The sequence below is a fragment of the Pseudomonas chlororaphis subsp. aurantiaca genome (genome assembly GCF_013466605.1).
GTDB classification, from domain to species: Bacteria; Pseudomonadota; Gammaproteobacteria; order Pseudomonadales; family Pseudomonadaceae; genus Aquipseudomonas; species Aquipseudomonas chlororaphis_I.
The window spans coordinates 1,799,054-1,815,556 of sequence record NZ_CP059162.1 but is presented as its reverse complement, the minus strand read 5'-3'; the positions used below and the strand labels follow the sequence as shown (position 1 = coordinate 1,815,556).

Sequence of the window (16,503 nt, the reverse complement as noted above, 5' to 3'; positions counted from 1 at the left end):
ACTCTCAACAAAAAGGAATGTGCAGTGAAAAAACTCGTTAGCGCCTCTCTCCTGGCCGCCGGCCTGGCACTGGGCAGCGTCGCCCAGGCGGCCCCGACCCTGCTCAACGTTTCCTACGACGTGATGCGAGACTTCTACAAGGATTACAACACGGCCTTCCAGAAGCACTGGCAGACCGAGCACAACGAGAACATCACCCTGCAGATGTCCTTCGGCGGTTCCAGCAAACAGGCGCGCTCGGTGATCGACGGCCTGCCGGCCGACGTCATCACCATGAACATGGCCACCGACATCAACGCCCTGGCGGATAACGGCAAGCTGGTGCCGGACAACTGGGTGACCCGCCTGCCGAACAACAGCGCGCCCTTCACCTCGGCCACCGTGTTCATCGTGCGCAAGGGCAACCCCAAGGCCCTGAAAGACTGGCCGGACCTGCTCAAGGATGGCGTGCAAGTGATAGTGCCGAACCCGAAGACCTCGGGTAACGGCCGCTACACCTACCTGTCGGCCTGGGGTTATGTGCTGAAGAACGGCGGCGACGAGAACAAGGCCAAGGACTTCGTCGGCAAGCTGTTCAAGCAGGCGCCGGTGCTCGACACCGGCGGCCGTGCCGCCACCACCACCTTCATGACCAACCAGATCGGCGACGTGCTGGTGACCTTCGAGAACGAAGCGGAAATGATCGCCCGCGAATTCGGCCGCGATCAGTTCGAAGTCATCTACCCAAGCGTCTCCGCCGAAGCCGAGCCGCCGGTGTCGGTGGTGGACAAGGTGGTCGACAAGAAAGGCTCGCGCGCCGCGGCCGAGGAATACCTGAAGTACCTGTGGTCGCCGGAAGGCCAGGAAATCGCCGCCAACAACTACCTGCGCCCACGGGACCCGAAAGTCCTGGCCAAATACACCGACCGCTTCCCGAAAGTCGACTTCCTGTCGGTGGAAAAAACCTTCGGCGACTGGCGCACCGTGCAGAAGACCCACTTCAACGATGGCGGGGTCTTTGACCAGATCTACGGCGGGAAATAACCAGCCGGCCCATGAAAGAAGCGACCCTCGGGTCGCTTTTTTATTGCCGGCGCCTAAAGCCCGGCGGCCACATCGACCAGGGCGGCGCCCCGAACCTCGTGCAGCTCAGGCAACATCGCCTCGGCCTCGATCTCGATCAGCCACTCGGGCAGGGACAGGCCGCTGACGACGATCCACGAGGACGCCGGCGGCTGCTGCGGGAAACGCTGCAACAGGACCTGGCTGATCTGCTCCTGCCGGTCGCGGGCCGCTTCGGCGATGTAGATCCGCAGCATGACCACGTGGCTCAGGTCGCCGCCCGCCGCCGCCAGGACCCGGGCGATATTGTCGACGCTCTGCTCGGTCTGCTCGCACAGCCCCGGGCCGACGCAGACCTCGCGCTCATCGACACCCACCTGGCCGGACAGCAGCAGGCGCCGCCCACCGCGCACCTCCACAGCCTGGCTGAAACCGTACTGCATGGAATTGAAGACACTGGGCGGATTGAAGACTGATTTATGCATGGGAACTCCGCTGCGATAGACGACCGCAAACCCTAAGCCAAGCCCCATCCCAAGGCCATCCGAAACCAGGCCGTTGAAACACCTGGCAACAACAGCCTGCCAGCTACATCGGCGGCGTCACCCCATCCTTGCCGGCGGAGATCGACTGCGCGGTGAGTGTGCCGTCCGCGCTCTGGGACACGAACATCACCACCTTGACCCCGGCCTTGAGCAGGCTGCGGTCGCCCGGCACCAGGTTGACGATGGGCACGTCGTCCGGCACCAGGATCGTCTGCTGGCCGCCCTTGTAGTTGACGGTCAGGGTCCGGCCGTTGCTCACCACCAGGTCGCCGACGTGGCCATTGGTCATGCTGCTGCCCTCGACCAGGTCGAAGGGCCGATGGCCTTCGCCGGTACCGGCCATCTGCGGTGGAAACACATGGACCTCCAACGCCTTGAGGCTGCCATCGGCCTGCGGCACGGCGGCCGAGCCTATGTAGCTGCCGGGCTTGATGTCCTCGATATTGGCCAGGGTCACGGCGCGGACCTGGGTCTGCGGCGTGAGGTTGATGGTGACGTTCTCGCCGCTGTTGACATGGACCCGCACCGCGTCGCCAGCGATGCTGGTGATTTCCCCGCGCACGCCGATGCGCATGCCCGGCGCGTCCTGGGCCTGGGCCGGGCCGGCCAGCAGCAGTGCACCGAGGGTGATCGCTTGAGCGCCGCCGAGCAGGCGGCGAAGACACAGATTCATGGGACGGGCTTCCTGTGATGAAAGGTGGCACAGACGTCGAAACGAAAGCACTCCAGCGTCGGTGGAACAACCAGCGAGCTATGGAACTGAATGTAAGTAAATGTATCATCGCAACGCGAGGCCGGTCGTCTGCCGCTCTGCGCCGGTCTCGCCAGGCATTTATTCCTGCATGGCATGAATGCTATCGCTCGTCAGCTTCTACCGCGTCACGGGCCAGCCCCTTAGCCTCGCCCGCATCCCTTTCGCTGCAACGAGAATCGCCATGACTGCCACGACCCAGCGGCTGCCTGCCGCCACCACGACCATGACCCGCGGCATGGTGCTGCTGTTCGCCTTCTGCTGCGGCGCCATAGTCGCCAATATCTACTACGCCCAGCCGATCATCGAGCTGATCGCCCCAGACATCGGCCTGAGCAGCACCATGGCCAGCCTGATCGTGTCCCTGACCCAGATCGGCTACGCCCTGGGCCTGTTCTTCCTGGTGCCCCTGGGCGACCTGCTGGAAAACCGCCGGCTGATGATCCTCACCAGCCTGGTGGCCATCGCCAGTCTGCTGGGCGCCGCGTTCACCGAGCAGCCCAACGCCTTTCTGCTGGTCTCGCTGCTGATCGGCTTCAGCTCGGTGTCGGTGCAGATCCTGATTCCCCTGGCCGCGCACCTGACGCCGGAGGAATCCCGTGGCCGGGTGGTCGGCGGCATCATGGGCGGCCTGCTGCTGGGCATCCTGCTGGCGCGCCCGGTGTCCAGCGTGGTGGCCGACCTGTTCGGCTGGCGCGCCATGTTTATCGCCGCCGCGGTGCTGATGGCCGCCATCAGTGTGGTCCTGCTGCTGACCGTGCCCAAGCGCCAGCCCGCCCACAGCGCCACCTACGGCCAGTTGCTGGGTTCGCTGGGCACTCTGCTGCGCCAGCAACCGGTGCTGCGCCAGCGAGCGTTTTACCAGGCCTGTATGTTCGCCACCTTCAGCCTGTTCTGGACCGCGGCGCCGCTGGAACTGGCGCGCAACCATGGCCTGTCGCAAAGCCAGATCGCCCTGTTCGCCCTGGTCGGGGCCATCGGCGCCATCGCCGCGCCCATCAGCGGACGCCTGGCGGATGCCGGCCATACCCGCGTCGCCTCGTTGCTGGCCATGCTGTTCGCCGCCCTGAGTTTTCTACCGGCTTTTATCCACCCGGCCTACAGCGTCATCGGCCTGGCGGTGACCGGCGTGGTCCTGGATTTCTGCGTGCAGATGAACATGGTCCTTGGCCAGCGCGCGATCTACGCGCTGGATGCCCATAGCCGCGGCCGCCTCAACGCGCTGTACATGACCAGCATCTTCATCGGCGGCGCCGTCGGCTCGTCGATTGCAAGCGCCGTGTACGAACACGCCGGCTGGCTGGGCATAGTCGGTGTCGGCAGTGCCTTGCCGCTGCTGGCCCTGCTGCGTTTCCTGAGCACCTCGCAGAAGGCCCTGCCCGTCACCGCCTGAGTGGATCCTGGCCCTCCTCAGGGCGCAACACCGAGGGGTCATTCCCGATCGTTCAAACACAAGGAGTCTCGATGGACCGGCTGGCAGCCATGCAAACCTTCGTTCATGTGGTGGAAAGCGGGTCTTTTTCCGCCGCCGCCCGGCTTCTGGATATCGGCCAGCCGGCCGTGTCGAAAACCATCGCCCAGCTGGAGGCGCGGCTTGCGGTACGGCTGTTGTTGCGCTCGACCCGCGGCCTGACGCCCACCGAGGCCGGCATGGCGTTTTTCGAGCGGGCCAAGCGGGCCCTCGAAGAGGCCGACGAAGCCGATCTCGCGGCGCGCGGGGCCGGTACGGGGCTCAGCGGTACCCTGCGGATCTGCGCCGCGGTGACCTTCGCCCGCCTGCATGTCGTGCCGCACCTGGGGACCTTTCTCGAGCGCCATCCCGACCTCGACATCGACGTGGTGCTGGATGACCGCAACATCAATCTGGTGGAAGCCGGTATCGACGTCGCCCTGCGCATGGGGCCCTTGGGCGACTCCGGACTGACCGCGCGGCGGATCGGCGAATGCCGGCGCGTGGTGCTGGCCACCCCCGACTACTTCGCCCGCCACGGCGAACCCGCCTGCCCCGCCGATCTGGGCAAGCACCAGGCGATCATCTACAGCCTCGGCGGCGGTGCCCACTGGCGCTTCGAACGGGGTGACGAACAGCAGTCGGTGACGGTCCGCGGGCGAATTCGCGTGAGTGCCGCGGAGGGGTTGCGCGAGGCGGTGCTGGCCCACCAGGGGCTGACCCTGGCCTCGCAATGGATGTTCGCTCCCGAGCTGGCCAGCGGCGCGGTGCGCGAGGCGATGCCGGACTGGACGCTGCCCCGACAGGAGCTATGGGCGGTGTTTCCCAGCGGGCGGCTGACCAGCGCCAAGGCCCGGGCCTTCGTCGAGTTTGTCCAGCAGTTGCTGGCCAACCCCGGGCCAGACGCTGCCCAAGGCTGAGCCGGGGTGCGCGCGGATTCAGATCCGCTCGCGCACCAGCACTTCGACCTTGGCTGTCTCGCCCCACTGGCGCACCCGCTCGATCAGCGCCAGGTCGGTCTCGCCCACCAGGTACAGGGTTTCGATCGACTGCCTGGCCGCCCACTCGACGAAGCCGCACTGCTCGAAAGTACTGACAGACGCTAGCTGGAACTCGTTTTCATAGAACCCCGGCGCCACCGCGACCCGGGTGTCCTGGGGGCTGACCTCGGGCAGGAACGGACAGGCCAGGTGCACCACGTCCCATTTCGCCACGCGCCAGTTGTGCAGCGCTTCGTCGAAGCGGCTGCGGGCGCCGCGGACAAAACCCAGGCCGTCGATCACCATGCGCCGGTTGATAATCATCCACACCTTGCGCTTGCGCGGGGCCTTGAGCAGCACCTCGCCGGTGACCTTCGAGGCCCGCAGGGCCAGGGCGATTACCAGCAATACCGGAACGAAGTAGCGATAGACGATCTCGGCGTTGGTGGCGCGGGTCAGCGGGTACAGCCTGGACACCTCGCCCCGGGCCTTGCGCCGGTCGCCCAGGGTTTCATCCAGCCGACCGAGCCAGGCCAAGACGGGCGGCGCCGAATACCGGGCGCGAAGCTCATCCAGCGCCTGGACCACCGTCCCCACCGAGAGCGCCGTCAGCTGTCCCTGCGCCGTTCTCTCTAGGGCGGCAAAACGCTGACAGAGCTCGTTCACCTGCGCGGCATCGGCGGCGCTATGGGCAGTCGCGGCGGCACGGCAATGATCCGGCCCCAACAGATCGTCGATCTCGGCCTTGAGGCGCCTCTGGGTCGCGGCTTCACGGGATTCGGCCAGTCGATAGTCGCTCTGGAACCATTCGGTCCTGACGTTCTGGGTCTCGCTGATCAGCGCCAGCGAGGCCAGCAGCAGCCAGCCATAATCCACGCGCTTCCAGCCGACCTCGCCCAGGGGAAAGACCGAGATGAAGCTCCAGCAGAAGAAGTAGTAGAGGAAGATGAACAGCACCAGCAGGTACACCGGTGCCAGGGAGAAGTAGATCAGCTGCGGCACTTCGACATCGGCGAAGCCATGCCGGGCGAGCAGGACAACGACAACACAGAGCCAGAAGGCCATGGGCGCGAAATAGGGTTTGTTCAGGCTTTTCTTCATCGGGCGCTCGGATGGCGATACTCAGGAACACCCCGGGGTATCGGCCATCCAACCGGCTGCTTGAACCGGACCCGCCCGCGCTCCGCTCAGTGGTCGCGGCTTACCGAAAGCCGCTTACTGGAAGCCGTTTACTGGAACTGGCGCCCCAGCCCCGACGGCACACCATGGATATCGGTCTCTTCCCATGGCCCGTCGGGGCTGATGGAGCGGCTCCAGCCGTTGTTCCAGCGGTAGTAGGTGCGCTGGCGGTAGAAGGTGTTGGTCTGGTTATCCAGCACATAGACGCCCAGGCGCGGATCCCAGTGGCTGTTGCCACCCGGTGGCGGCGCGAAGCTCGCGGAAGTGCGCGGCAAAGGCTTGGCCGGCTTGATCGGCGTAGCGGGTTTGCTCGGGGTGCTGGGCGGCGTCGGCTTGGTGCTGGGCTGCGCCGGCGGAATCGGCGGCAGAGTCTCGGGCGGCGTCGGCTCCCGGACCGCACAGGCGCTCAACCCCAGGACCAGTGTTAACAGGGTGATGCGGGCAATGGTGGTCATGGCGGCTTCTCTTATTTATCCGGGCTGTCGATGGTCAGTTGTTGCGGCACGGTGGTGCTGCTGGCCAAAGGCTTGCTACGACCGACCCACTCGCCGGCAGTCGGTTGGCCGGCGCGGGAAATGCGTGCAACCAGTTGGACTTCCGGGAAGTTCGACAGTTTCAACTGCGGCATCATCGCGTCGGCATCCCCCAGCTCCACCGTCACCGGCAGGTCAGCCACGGTCAGGCGCTTGGCCGCCAGCGGCGCCGGCGGCCCGGAGGTGGCGCGGGCAAAGATGAACACGCTGTCGCCCGGCTGCACCTTGGCTTTCAGATCGGCGGCCAGGTCGACACGCACCTTGAGCAGCGCGGCGGCCTTGGGCGCGGGCGCCTGGGCCACTTTGCCGCCGCTGGCCGGCAGCTTCTCGGTCGCCCGGTCGATACCGCCCTGCAGCGCGGCGCGCGAGTTGTCGTCCGCCGGCAGTTGCGCCAGCAGGCGGTTCCAGTAATCGATGGCCTCTTGATAACGCTCGCCTTCGAAGGCGGCGATCCCCAGCAGGCCGAGGCTGGTGACTTCCTTCGGGTCGGCCTTCAGCGCTTCGTCGGTCAGGGCCTGGACCTTGTCCGACCATTTCTTGCCGTCGGCAAAGTACTGCGCCTGCGCCCACTGGCCGAGCAGTTCCGGCTGGCGGCCGGCCAGGGCCACGGTGCGCTCGAAGATCTTCGCCGCGTCCGCCGGGCGGTCCTGGGCCATGTAGGTACGACCGAGGAAGTACAGGCCTTCGGCGGAATCCGGCTGGGCGGCGACCGCGCGCTCGAGGCGGCGGGTCATCTCTTCCATGGATTGCGGGGCCTGGGCGAATTCACGGGTCAGCTCGACCTTGTCGCTGGCACCGAAATGCAGGTAAAGGCCCAGGCCCAATAGCGGCACCAGCAACGCCGCCAGCAACGGCAGCGGCTTGCCCAGGCCGGACACCCGGGCCGGTTCGGCGCCCTCGGTGTCGGCCAGCAGTTCGCGCGCGGCTTCGGCGCGGCCGCTGTCCATCTGCTCGGCGCTGAGCACGCCTTCGGCCTGCTGGCCTTGCAGCTCGGCCACACGCTCTTGATAAAGCGCCACGTTCAGCGCGGTACGATCCTCTTCACGCTGGGCGCGACGGCCGCGTAGAACCGGAATCAGCAGAAAACTCAGGGCTACCAGGAGCAGCAGGCCTGCGGCGAGCCAAAAATCAATCATTCGCGGTCTTTATCCAACAGTTGGTCGAGGCGCTGACGCTCCTCGGCGGAAAGTGTGCTCGGGCTGTCGCTGCGCTCTACGCGCCGACGCCGGACGATCACGGCGATGATCACCACACCACCGAGCAGCAGGCCGGCGGGGCCGAACCAGAGCAAGGCGGTCTTGCCGGTCAGGGCCGGCTTGTAGCGCACGAAGTCGCCATAGCGGTCGACCATGAAATCGATGATCTGCTGGTTGTCCTTGCCTTCGCCGAGCATGCGGAAGATCTCCTTGCGCAAATCCGCGGCGATCGGCGCATTGGAGTCGGCGATGTCCTGGTTCTGGCACTTGGGGCAACGCAGCTCTTTGGTCAGCTCGCGAAAGCGCTCGCGCTCGGCATCGTTGGCGAACTCGTAGGTATCGATCGCGGCTTGAGCCACGCCAGCGATGCTCAGGCCCAGGACGGCCGCGGCCAGCCAGCGCTTCATGGCTTGGCCTCATCGGCCAGGGCCCGGTACTTGGCGGCCAGTTTCTCGCGCCACACCGCTTCGTCGATCACCCCGACGTATTTGTCGCGAATGATGCCCTTGGCGTCGATGAAAAAGGTTTCCGGTGCGCCATACACCCCGAGGTTCAGGCCCAGGGTGCCCTCCTCGTCGCGGATATCCAGCTGGTAAGGGTTGTGGAACTCGGCCAGCCATTTCAGGGCATCGGCGTTGACGTCCTTGTAGTTGACGCCATAGATGTTCACGCCCTGCTGCGCCAGCTTGTTCAGCACCGGGTGCTCGACCCGGCAGGAAATGCACCAGGTGCCCCAGACGTTGACCAGCGCCGGCTTGCCCAGCAGGTCGGCGCGAGTCAGGGTCTTGTCGCCCTGCACCGACGGCAGGGAGAACTCCGGGAACGGCTTGTCGATCATCGCCGACGGCAACTCGGCCGGGTCCAGGTACAACCCGCGGTAAAGGAACACCGCCACCAGCAGGAACAGCGCCAGCGGCAACAACATTATCCAGCGTCTCATGCAGTGGCTCCTGTCATGCCCAGGGCTTCGCGCACCCGGGTCTTCACCTTGACCCGATAACGCCGGTCGAGGGCCGCCAGCAGGCCACCGAAACCGGTGAGCAGGCCGCCGAACCAGATCCAGCGCACGAACGGCTTGACGTGCACCCGCACGGCCCAGGCGCCCTCGCCCAGCGGCTCGCCGAGGGCGACGTAGAGGTCACGGGTGAAACCGGCGTCGATCCCGGCCTCGGTCATCACCGAGTTCTGTACCGTGTAGAGGCGTTTTTCCGGGTGCAGCACGGCGATTTCCTTGCCGTCGCGGACCACCCGCACCGTGCCCTTGTCGGAAGTGAAGTTGGGGCCTTCGAAATGCTTGGCGCCCTCGAAGATGAAGTGATAACCGGCCAGGTCCATGGACTCGCCCGGTTCCAGGCGCAAGTCGCGCTCGGCGCTGTTCTGACTCGACAGCACCACGCCCAGGGCGCAGACCGCGATGCCCAGGTGCGCCAGTTGCATGCCCCAGTAGCTGCGGGTCAGGCCCGGCAGGCCCTTGACCAGGCCTTTGTGGCGGGTCTTGTCGAAGATATCGCGGACCCCGGCGAGCAATACCCAGGCCGCCAGCATGAAGGTCGCCAGCACCGCCCAGTTGAAGTCGCCATAGGCAATACCGGCCACCACCGCCAGCGCGGCGCTGCCCAGCAGTACCGGGGTCAGCATGCTCACCAGCCATTTGACCGGGGTGTCTTTCCAACGCACCACCACGCCGACCGCCATCACCACCATCAGCAGCGCCATCAGCGGGATGAACAGTGCGTTGAAGTACGGCGGGCCGACCGACAGCTTGGCCCCGGTCAGGGCGTCCAGCACCAGCGGGTACAGGGTGCCCAGCAGGATCATCGAGGCCGCCACCACCAGCACCAGGTTGTTGCCCAGCAGCAGGGTTTCCCGCGACCACAGGTTGAAACCGACCTGGCTCTTGACCACCGGCGCACGCAGGGCGAACAGAGTCAGCGAACCGCCGACCACGAACAGCAGGAAAATCAGGATGAACACGCCGCGCTCGGGGTCCGAGGCGAAGGCGTGGACCGAAGTCAGCACCCCGGAACGGACCAGGAAGGTTCCCAGCAGGCTCAGGGAGAACGCGGCGATGGCCAGCAACACGGTCCAGCTCTTGAACACGCCGCGCTTTTCGGTGACCGCCAGCGAGTGGATCAATGCGGTGCCCACCAGCCACGGCATGAACGAGGCGTTTTCCACCGGGTCCCAGAACCACCAGCCACCCCAGCCGAGTTCGTAGTAGGCCCACCAGGAGCCGAGGGTGATACCGATGCCGAGGAATGCCCAGGCGACTATGGTCCAGGGCCGCGACCAGCGCGCCCATGCCGCGTCCAGGCGCCCGCCGAGCAAGGCGGCGATGGCGAAGGCGAAGGCCACGGAGAAACCGACATAGCCCATGTAGAGCATCGGCGGGTGCACGATCAGGCCGATGTCCTGCAGCAGCGGGTTGAGGTCGCGGCCGTCGCCGGGCACCTGCGGCAGGATCCGCGCGAAGGGGTTGGAAGTGACAATCAGGAACAGCAGGAAGCCGGTGCTGATCATGCCCATCACCGCCAGCACCCGCGCCAGCATCACTTGCGGCAACTGCCGGGAGAACACCGACACGGCGAAGGTCCAGCCACCGAGGATCAGCGCCCAGAGCAGCAACGAGCCCTCGTGGGCGCCCCACACCGCGCTGAACTTGTAGTACCAGGGCAAGGCGCTGTTGGAGTTGCTGGCGACATAGGCCACCGAGAAATCATCGACCATGAAGGCGTAGGTCAGGCAGCCGAAGGCGAAGGTCAGGAAGGCGAACTGGCCCCAGGCCGCGGGCTGCGCCAGGCCCATCCACAGACGGTCGCCGCGCCAGGCGCCGAGCAGCGGCACCACGGCCTGGACCAGGGCAAAACACAGAGCCAGGATCATCGCCAGATGGCCGAGCTCGGGAATGAAGATTGCGGATGTCATCGGTCAGCCCTCCTTGGCCGGAGCCGGCGCCATTTGCCCACTGTCTTTCAGGGCCTTGGTCACTTCCGGCGGCATGTACTTCTCGTCGTGCTTGGCCAGCACTTCGTCGGCCACCACCACCCCGTCGGCGTTGAGCTTGCCGAGGGCGACGATGCCCTGCCCTTCGCGGAACAGGTCCGGGAGGATGCCGCGGTAGGTGATGGTCACGGCCTTGTTGAAGTCGGTGACCACGAAACGCACGTCCAGCGAATCCGCCGAGCGTTGCAGCGAGCCCATCTGCACCATGCCGCCGGCGCGGATCCGCGTGTCATGGGGGGCTTCGCCGTTGGCGATCTGGGTCGGGGTGTAGAACAGGTTGATGTTCTGTTGCAGGGCGCTCAGCGCCAGGCCGACGGCAACGCCCACGCCGCCCAGCACGCCAAGGATGATCAACAGACGCTTTTTACGCAGCGGATTCACTGATTGTTCTCCCGGCGCAGACGACGCGCCTCTTGTTGCAGGTAACGCTTGCGGGCCAGCAACGGCACCGCCACGTTGAGGGCCAGCACCACCAGGCAGATGCCGTAGGCTGACCAGACATACAGGGCGTGATGGCCCATGGCGAGAAAGTCGGCGAAGGAAGCGAAACTCATGATGCGGCCTCCAGGCTGTTTTGCACTTCGGCCCTGACCCAGCTGGCGCGGGCTTCGCGCTTGAGCACTTCGAGGCGCATGCGCAGCAACAGCACGGCGCCGAAGAAACAATAGAAACCCAATACCGTCAGCAACAGCGGCAGCCACATCTCGACGGGCATCGCCGGCTTTTCGGTGAGGGTGAAGGTCGCGCCCTGGTGCAGGGTGTTCCACCACTCCACCGAGTATTTGATGATCGGGATGTTGATCACCCCGACGATGGCAAGCACCGCGCAGGCCTTGGCGGCGCTGTCGCGGTTGCTGATGGCGTTGCCCAGGGCGATCAGGCCGAAATACAGGAACAGCAGGATCAGCATGGAGGTCAGGCGTGCGTCCCAGACCCACCACGAGCCCCAGGTCGGCTTGCCCCAGATGGCCCCGGTGACCAGCGCCACGGCGGTCATCCAGGCCCCGATGGGCGCCGCGCATTGCAGGGCGACGTCGGCCAGTTTCATCTTCCACACCAGGCCCACCACCCCGCACACCGCCAGCATCACGTAGATGGACTGGGCCAGCATGGCGGCGGGAACGTGGATGTAGATGATGCGAAAGCTGTTGCCTTGCTGATAGTCCGGCGGCGCGAAGGCCAGGCCCCAAATGACGCCAACGGTGATCAGCAGCAACGCTGCGATGCTCAACCAGGGCAACAGCCTGCTGCTGATGCCGTAAAACCACTTGGGCGAGCCGAGCTTATGAAACCAGGTCCAGTTCATACTGTTTCCATCACGGGTGCCGCGCGTTGTCACGCACGGCCAGGGTCTTTACTGATCAAAATTTGATCAGACCTCATTATTCGCCGACGCTGATCTTCAGGCCAGCCGCTATTGCAAAAGGTGTCAGGGTTACTGCCAGGGCGGTCAGGCTACCAAGCCACAGCAGATAACCGGTCGCCGGCATGCCCTGCAAGGCCGCCTGCAAGGCGCCGCTGCCGAGAATCAATACCGGGATGTACAGGGGCAGGATCAGCAGCGCCAGCAACAGGCCGCCACGCTTGAGTCCTACCGTCAACGCCGCGCCCACCGCTCCCAGCAGGCTGAGCACCGGAGTGCCCAGCAACAGGGACAGTAACAGCACCGGCAGACAGGCTGTGGGCAGACCGAGCATCAGTGCCAACAGGGGCGCAAGCAATACCAGTGCCAGGCCGGAGAAGGCCCAGTGTGCCAGCACCTTGGCCAGAACCAGAAGAGGCAGGGGGTGCGGCGAAAGGACCCACTGTTCCAAGGATCCGTCCTCGAAATCACTGCGAAAAAGCCCGTCCAGCGAGAGCAAAACCGATAATAAGGCCGCTACCCAGACTAGCCCTGGAGACAAGGTTTGCAACAATTGTGTCTCAGGTCCCACCGCCAATGGGAACAGTGAGACGACAATGGCGAAAAACACCAGCGGGTTGGCCAGTTCCGCGGGACGGCGGAACAGCAGCCGGGATTCGCGGGCAACCAGCAGTCCGAAAACACTCATACGGCCCAATGCCCCAGATCGATGTCGCGATAGCCGGCCGGCATGCGGCCCAGTGTGTGGTGGGTGGTGAGGATCACCATGCCGCCGCGTTCGCAATGGCCGGCCAGGTGTTCTTCCAGTTGCGCCACGCCCTGCTTGTCCAGGGCGGTGAAGGGTTCGTCGAGAATCCACAGCGGCGGGCTGTCCAGGTACAACCGGGCCAGCGCCACCCGGCGCTGCTGGCCGGCGGATAGGGTGTGACAGGGCACATCCTCGAAGCCGCGCAGGCCGACCGCCGCCAGGGCCTGCCAGATCGCCTCGCGCCCGGCGGGCTGATGCAGGGCGCACAGCCAGCTGAGGTTTTCCTCGGGGGTCAGCAAGTCCTTGATCCCGGCCGCATGGCCGATCCACAACAGGTTGCGCGCCAGCTCCGCACGCTGGGCGTTGAGCGGCTGGCCGTTGAGCAGCACCTGGCCGCTGGTCGGCTGCATCAGCCCCGCCAGCAGGCGCAACAGGCTGGTCTTGCCGCTGCCGTTGGGACCGCTGATCTGCAACATGTCGCCGCTGGCCAGACGCAGTTCGAGCTTTTCGAAGAGCAGCCGCAGGTCGCGCTCACAGGCAAGCGCTACGGCTTCTAGAAGAGGACTGGTCAAATGATCGCGGGCCTTTACGGTTCAAGTCGGCAGTGGAGCAGCCGTTAAAGAGATGCAGAATAAACGCATCGGCGGCCTGTTCCAGAGAGCTGCGTCAAACTTTTGCGATGTTTTCGCCACGCCCCCCGAAGACGGGCGGCATTATACATGCGATGCCCTACTCTCAAGAGGGCTTATTTCTCCACAGGTTGTGTCCAGATGACAGGCGAAATCACCCTTCCTCCGCTGCCACAGCTGACGCCGGGAACCGTGCGCGCGCTGCCGATCGGCGGTGAGCTGCTCAAATTGCTGCAGCCGCTGGAGGGCCTGATCGCCGCCGGCCAATCGGCCAAGGCCGAAGTGCTGTCGCTCAAGCAGACGGACCAGACGTTCCAGCTGTTGCTCAAGCTGAGCCTCGACAGCGGCCGGCAAACCACCGTCCAGGCCACCAGCAGCCAGCCACTGCCCCTGGGCACCAGCCTGGCGGTGACCCAGCCGTCGGCCGGCAACCTGGCCATCACCGTGCAGCAGGCGATTGCCGCCAGCGTCGCCACCCTGACCCGCCTCGACACCGCGCAGCTTCCAGTGGGCACCCTGCTGCAAGGCAAGGTGCTGACCACCCAGCTGCAGCCCCAGGCAGCCGGACAGCCGGCGGTCTATCGCTCGCTGGTGAGCCTGCTCAACACCGCCCTGAGCGGCAGCACCCTGAGCATCGACAGCCCGCAACCCTTGCGCATCGGCAGCCTGCTGAGCGCCCTGGTGCAGGGCTCGCAAAGCTTGAGCCTGGTGCCGCTGAGCGGGCGCCAGGAGCAACTGGCGATCGCCCAGCAACTGGCCACCCAGCAAAGACGCCAGGCCTCGCTGACCGGCCTGATCAATGCCTTGCAGAATCTGCCGCCGTCCGACAGAGCCTCCAGCGAGCTGCGCGCCGCGGTGGACAAGCTGCTCGCCGGCCTGCCCGACCTGCAGCAACTGAGCAACCCCAAGGCGCTGGCCCAGGCCCTGGGCAACAGCGGCACCTTCCTCGAATCGCGGCTGCTGGCCGGCGACAATCCGGCCCTGGCCGGCGACCTGAAAGGCAACCTGCTGCGTCTGATCGCCCAGATGACGCCTGGCCTGCCGGCCAGCACCAGTTTCAACGCGATCATCGCCGCCAATACCCTGGCCCAGGTGCTGCCGAGCTTCGTGCGCAGCGCCCTGGGCACCCTCGGCCAGGTCAGCGCCAAGCCCCAGCCGAGTGGCTTTCCCCTGCCCTCGCGGCTGCTGCAAAGCCTCGAAGAGGAAGGCGACCTGGAACATCTGCTGCGCCTGGCCGCGGCTGCCGTTTCGCGCTTGCAGAGCCATCAGCTGGCGAGCCTGGAACAGAGCGGCCTGACCGATGACGGCCGACTGCTGACCACCTGGCAGCTGGAAATCCCGATGCGCACGATGCAGGACGTCGTGCCCTTGCAGGTCAAGTTCCAGCGCGAAGACCCGGCGGAAAAACCACCCGAGGAAAAACGCCAGGAACGCGAACCGAAACAGCAGCTGTGGCGCGTCGAACTGGCGTTCGACCTCGAACCCCTGGGCCCGCTGCAGGTGCAGGCGCAATTGCTCAAGGGCCGCCTGTCCAGCCAGCTCTGGGCCGAGCGGCCGTTTACCGCGAGCCTGATAGAAAGCCATCTGGGCAGCCTGCGTGAACGGCTGCTCGCATCCGGCCTGGATGTCGGCGACCTGGACTGCCATCTCGGCACACCGCCGCAAGGCCCGAAAACCCGACTGGAACAACGCTGGGTCGATGAAACCGCATGAATAATCCCAACCCGCCACGCCAGGCCATCGCCCTCAAGTACGACGGCCAGCACGCCCCCACGCTGACCGCCAAGGGCGACGACGAACTGGCCGAAGCCATCCTGAAAATCGCCCGCGACTATGAAGTGCCGATCTATGAGAACGCCGAGCTGGTGAAGCTGCTGGCGCGCATGGAACTGGGCGACAGCATTCCCGAGGAGTTGTATCGGACCATCGCCGAAATCATTGCCTTCGCCTGGAACCTCAAGGGCAAGTTCCCGGCCGGGCATGAGCCGCAGGAAGCGGCGCTGGAGAAGGATGTGACGCAAAGCGGGGATGATTACTGATCTGTAGCCGTCGCCGCAGGCTGCGATCGGCCCGGGTCGCGTTCGGGGAACGGCCGCAGGGATCTCAGGATCGCTGAAGGCCTTCGGCCTTGGCGCAGCCTGCGGCAGCGGCTACAGAGGGATTTCAGCTCTTGTGCAGCTTGCTCATCAACTCGGCCTCGGCCTGGGTCAAGCCGCAGGACTGAGTGAGTTCGTCGACGCTGGCGCCCATGCCCACCAGGCGCGCGGCCTGGGCGAAGGACAGGCTCGACGGATCGCGCTGCTCCAGCTGGGCCAGCTTGTCCGGCAACGGGCCGACCACCGCGCGCAGCTCATGCAGGTCCTCGCCCATGCGCACCGTACCGTTCTGGTAATCGTCGACGCGCTTGGCCAGGTCCTTGATGCGCTGATCGCGCAGCGCATCGCCATGGGCCTGCTGGGCGGCAATCTGCCGCTGAGCGCGGATGTAGGCCAGGAACATCGCCAGCGTGCCTGCCCACAAGAGGAACAGGACAATAACCGCAACCTCGAGAATCAATCAGATACTCTCCAGTTCCGACCACTCTTCTTCGCTCATCATCTTGTCCAGCTCAACCAGAATCAGCAGCTCGCCGTTCTTGTTGCACACGCCCTGGATGAACTTGGCCGACTCTTCGTTACCGACGTTCGGTGCGGTCTCGACTTCCGACTGACGCAGGTAAACCACTTCCGCCACGCTGTCGACCATGATCCCGACCACTTGCTTGTCGGCTTCGATGATCACGATGCGAGTGTTGTCGTTGACCTCGGTCGGCACCAGGCCGAAACGCTGGCGGGTGTCGATCACGGTCACCACGTTGCCGCGCAGGTTGATGATGCCCAGTACGTAGCTCGGGGCACCCGGCACCGGCGCGATCTCGGTGTAGCGCAGGACTTCCTGCACGCGCATCACATTGATGCCGTAGGACTCGTTATCCAGCTTGAAGGTTACCCATTGCAGGATCGGATCTTCGGAACTCTGTGCAGACGACGACTTATTCATACCCCTGACCCCTCAAAAAACCGTTGGAAACGGTGTGTGTTCTGTG

20 protein-coding genes are annotated in these 16,503 nt (G+C 65.2%); 5 read left to right on the top strand and 15 right to left on the bottom strand.

Annotation, left to right across the window (positions count from 1 at the left end; translation table 11 throughout):
- Nucleotides 1-24: 24 nt before the first annotated feature.
- The gene (locus H0I86_RS08280) at nucleotides 25-1,023 is read left to right on the top strand and encodes a sulfate ABC transporter substrate-binding protein (protein WP_180924658.1); all 999 of its coding nucleotides are present in this window, start codon (nucleotides 25-27) and stop codon (nucleotides 1,021-1,023) included.
- A 53-nt stretch (nucleotides 1,024-1,076) separates the two neighbouring features.
- Here H0I86_RS08280 and H0I86_RS08275 read toward each other — a convergent pair whose 3' ends face one another.
- Both H0I86_RS08275 and H0I86_RS08270 read right to left on the bottom strand, forming a co-directional pair.
- A complete protein-coding gene (locus H0I86_RS08275) occupies nucleotides 1,077-1,526 on the bottom strand; it encodes a RidA family protein (RefSeq protein WP_180924657.1) in 450 nt (149 codons plus the stop codon).
- Nucleotides 1,527-1,629: 103 nt separating this feature from the next.
- Nucleotides 1,630-2,259: a DUF5666 domain-containing protein gene (locus tag H0I86_RS08270; protein WP_180924656.1), complete on the bottom strand. Its 630-nt coding sequence runs from the start codon at nucleotides 2,257-2,259 to the stop codon at nucleotides 1,630-1,632.
- A 262-nt stretch (nucleotides 2,260-2,521) separates the two neighbouring features.
- On the opposite strand from H0I86_RS08270, the gene H0I86_RS08265 reads away from it, so the two are divergent.
- On the top strand, nucleotides 2,522-3,730 hold the full coding sequence (locus H0I86_RS08265) for an MFS transporter (RefSeq protein ID WP_180924655.1): 1,209 nt from the start codon (nucleotides 2,522-2,524) through the stop codon (nucleotides 3,728-3,730).
- A 71-nt stretch (nucleotides 3,731-3,801) separates the two neighbouring features.
- The gene (locus tag H0I86_RS08260; RefSeq protein WP_180924654.1) at nucleotides 3,802-4,707 is read left to right on the top strand and encodes a LysR family transcriptional regulator; all 906 of its coding nucleotides are present in this window, start codon (nucleotides 3,802-3,804) and stop codon (nucleotides 4,705-4,707) included.
- An 18-nt stretch (nucleotides 4,708-4,725) separates the two neighbouring features.
- Here H0I86_RS08260 and H0I86_RS08255 read toward each other — a convergent pair whose 3' ends face one another.
- From H0I86_RS08255 to ccmA, 11 genes are all read right to left on the bottom strand, one after another.
- Nucleotides 4,726-5,868: a hypothetical protein gene (locus tag H0I86_RS08255; RefSeq protein ID WP_180924653.1), complete on the bottom strand. Its 1,143-nt coding sequence runs from the start codon at nucleotides 5,866-5,868 to the stop codon at nucleotides 4,726-4,728.
- A gap of 128 nt (nucleotides 5,869-5,996) precedes the next feature.
- A complete protein-coding gene (locus H0I86_RS08250) occupies nucleotides 5,997-6,401 on the bottom strand; it encodes a hypothetical protein (RefSeq protein WP_180924652.1) in 405 nt (134 codons plus the stop codon).
- A gap of 11 nt (nucleotides 6,402-6,412) precedes the next feature.
- Nucleotides 6,413-7,615 (bottom strand): c-type cytochrome biogenesis protein CcmI, encoded by a 1,203-nt coding sequence (ccmI, locus tag H0I86_RS08245; RefSeq protein ID WP_180924651.1) that lies wholly within the window; start codon nucleotides 7,613-7,615, stop codon nucleotides 6,413-6,415.
- Nucleotides 7,612-8,082, bottom strand: a complete 471-nt coding sequence (locus H0I86_RS08240) for a cytochrome c-type biogenesis protein (protein WP_180924650.1) — start codon at nucleotides 8,080-8,082, stop codon at nucleotides 7,612-7,614. The genes ccmI and H0I86_RS08240 overlap by 4 nt, the downstream gene beginning before the upstream one ends.
- The gene (locus H0I86_RS08235; RefSeq protein WP_180924649.1) at nucleotides 8,079-8,615 is read right to left on the bottom strand and encodes a DsbE family thiol:disulfide interchange protein; all 537 of its coding nucleotides are present in this window, start codon (nucleotides 8,613-8,615) and stop codon (nucleotides 8,079-8,081) included. Before H0I86_RS08235 ends, H0I86_RS08240 begins: the two co-directional genes overlap by 4 nt.
- Nucleotides 8,612-10,600 carry a heme lyase CcmF/NrfE family subunit gene (locus H0I86_RS08230; RefSeq protein WP_023968332.1) on the bottom strand — a complete coding sequence of 663 codons (1,989 nt, stop codon included), beginning with the start codon at nucleotides 10,598-10,600 and terminating at the stop codon, nucleotides 8,612-8,614. Before H0I86_RS08230 ends, H0I86_RS08235 begins: the two co-directional genes overlap by 4 nt.
- A gap of 3 nt (nucleotides 10,601-10,603) precedes the next feature.
- Nucleotides 10,604-11,059, bottom strand: coding sequence for a cytochrome c maturation protein CcmE (gene ccmE / locus H0I86_RS08225; protein ID WP_009047728.1), 456 nt, complete (start codon nucleotides 11,057-11,059; stop codon nucleotides 10,604-10,606).
- A complete protein-coding gene (gene ccmD, locus H0I86_RS08220) occupies nucleotides 11,056-11,232 on the bottom strand; it encodes a heme exporter protein CcmD (RefSeq protein ID WP_180924648.1) in 177 nt (58 codons plus the stop codon). The genes ccmE and ccmD overlap by 4 nt, the downstream gene beginning before the upstream one ends.
- A complete protein-coding gene (locus tag H0I86_RS08215) occupies nucleotides 11,229-11,984 on the bottom strand; it encodes a heme ABC transporter permease (RefSeq protein ID WP_009047726.1) in 756 nt (251 codons plus the stop codon). Before H0I86_RS08215 ends, ccmD begins: the two co-directional genes overlap by 4 nt.
- 76 nt (nucleotides 11,985-12,060) lie before the next feature.
- Nucleotides 12,061-12,729 carry a heme exporter protein CcmB gene (ccmB, locus tag H0I86_RS08210; RefSeq protein ID WP_007922033.1) on the bottom strand — a complete coding sequence of 223 codons (669 nt, stop codon included), beginning with the start codon at nucleotides 12,727-12,729 and terminating at the stop codon, nucleotides 12,061-12,063.
- Entirely contained in the window at nucleotides 12,726-13,361 is a 636-nt protein-coding gene (gene ccmA, locus H0I86_RS08205) for a cytochrome c biogenesis heme-transporting ATPase CcmA (RefSeq protein ID WP_180924647.1), read from the bottom strand. Before ccmA ends, ccmB begins: the two co-directional genes overlap by 4 nt.
- A gap of 198 nt (nucleotides 13,362-13,559) precedes the next feature.
- Between ccmA and fliK the strand changes: the two genes are divergently transcribed.
- The gene (gene fliK, locus H0I86_RS08200) at nucleotides 13,560-15,131 is read left to right on the top strand and encodes a flagellar hook-length control protein FliK (RefSeq protein WP_180924646.1); all 1,572 of its coding nucleotides are present in this window, start codon (nucleotides 13,560-13,562) and stop codon (nucleotides 15,129-15,131) included.
- Nucleotides 15,128-15,457 carry an EscU/YscU/HrcU family type III secretion system export apparatus switch protein gene (locus H0I86_RS08195; RefSeq protein ID WP_016702240.1) on the top strand — a complete coding sequence of 110 codons (330 nt, stop codon included), beginning with the start codon at nucleotides 15,128-15,130 and terminating at the stop codon, nucleotides 15,455-15,457. Before fliK ends, H0I86_RS08195 begins: the two co-directional genes overlap by 4 nt.
- Before the next feature lie 124 nt (nucleotides 15,458-15,581).
- Here the strand turns inward: H0I86_RS08195 and H0I86_RS08190 are convergent, their stop codons facing one another.
- Together H0I86_RS08190 and H0I86_RS08185 are read right to left on the bottom strand one after the other, a co-directional pair.
- Complete coding sequence (locus tag H0I86_RS08190; RefSeq protein WP_180924645.1) at nucleotides 15,582-15,974, bottom strand: DUF2802 domain-containing protein; 393 nt, start codon at nucleotides 15,972-15,974, stop codon at nucleotides 15,582-15,584.
- Entirely contained in the window at nucleotides 15,975-16,457 is a 483-nt protein-coding gene (locus tag H0I86_RS08185; protein WP_007922496.1) for a chemotaxis protein CheW, read from the bottom strand.
- Nucleotides 16,458-16,503: the final 46 nt, after the last annotated feature.

What these genes read in the sequence shown, in the direction of transcription:
- H0I86_RS08275 (WP_180924657.1), bottom strand. Translation starts at nt 1,526, where the DNA reads ATGCATAAATCAGTCTTCAATCCGCCCAGTGTCTTCAATTCCATGCAG.
- H0I86_RS08270 (WP_180924656.1), bottom strand. Translation starts at nt 2,259, where the DNA reads ATGAATCTGTGTCTTCGCCGCCTGCTCGGCGGCGCTCAAGCGATCACC.
- H0I86_RS08265 (WP_180924655.1), top strand. Translation starts at nt 2,522, where the DNA reads ATGACTGCCACGACCCAGCGGCTGCCTGCCGCCACCACGACCATGACC.
- H0I86_RS08260 (WP_180924654.1), top strand. Translation starts at nt 3,802, where the DNA reads ATGGACCGGCTGGCAGCCATGCAAACCTTCGTTCATGTGGTGGAAAGC.
- H0I86_RS08255 (WP_180924653.1), bottom strand. Translation starts at nt 5,868, where the DNA reads ATGAAGAAAAGCCTGAACAAACCCTATTTCGCGCCCATGGCCTTCTGG.
- H0I86_RS08250 (WP_180924652.1), bottom strand. Translation starts at nt 6,401, where the DNA reads ATGACCACCATTGCCCGCATCACCCTGTTAACACTGGTCCTGGGGTTG.
- ccmI (WP_180924651.1), bottom strand. Translation starts at nt 7,615, where the DNA reads ATGATTGATTTTTGGCTCGCCGCAGGCCTGCTGCTCCTGGTAGCCCTG.
- H0I86_RS08240 (WP_180924650.1), bottom strand. Translation starts at nt 8,082, where the DNA reads ATGAAGCGCTGGCTGGCCGCGGCCGTCCTGGGCCTGAGCATCGCTGGC.
- H0I86_RS08235 (WP_180924649.1), bottom strand. Translation starts at nt 8,615, where the DNA reads ATGAGACGCTGGATAATGTTGTTGCCGCTGGCGCTGTTCCTGCTGGTG.
- H0I86_RS08230 (WP_023968332.1), bottom strand. Translation starts at nt 10,600, where the DNA reads ATGACATCCGCAATCTTCATTCCCGAGCTCGGCCATCTGGCGATGATC.
- ccmD (WP_180924648.1), bottom strand. Translation starts at nt 11,232, where the DNA reads ATGAGTTTCGCTTCCTTCGCCGACTTTCTCGCCATGGGCCATCACGCC.
- H0I86_RS08215 (WP_009047726.1), bottom strand. Translation starts at nt 11,984, where the DNA reads ATGAACTGGACCTGGTTTCATAAGCTCGGCTCGCCCAAGTGGTTTTAC.
- ccmB (WP_007922033.1), bottom strand. Translation starts at nt 12,729, where the DNA reads ATGAGTGTTTTCGGACTGCTGGTTGCCCGCGAATCCCGGCTGCTGTTC.
- fliK (WP_180924646.1), top strand. Translation starts at nt 13,560, where the DNA reads ATGACAGGCGAAATCACCCTTCCTCCGCTGCCACAGCTGACGCCGGGA.
- H0I86_RS08195 (WP_016702240.1), top strand. Translation starts at nt 15,128, where the DNA reads ATGAATAATCCCAACCCGCCACGCCAGGCCATCGCCCTCAAGTACGAC.
- H0I86_RS08185 (WP_007922496.1), bottom strand. Translation starts at nt 16,457, where the DNA reads ATGAATAAGTCGTCGTCTGCACAGAGTTCCGAAGATCCGATCCTGCAA.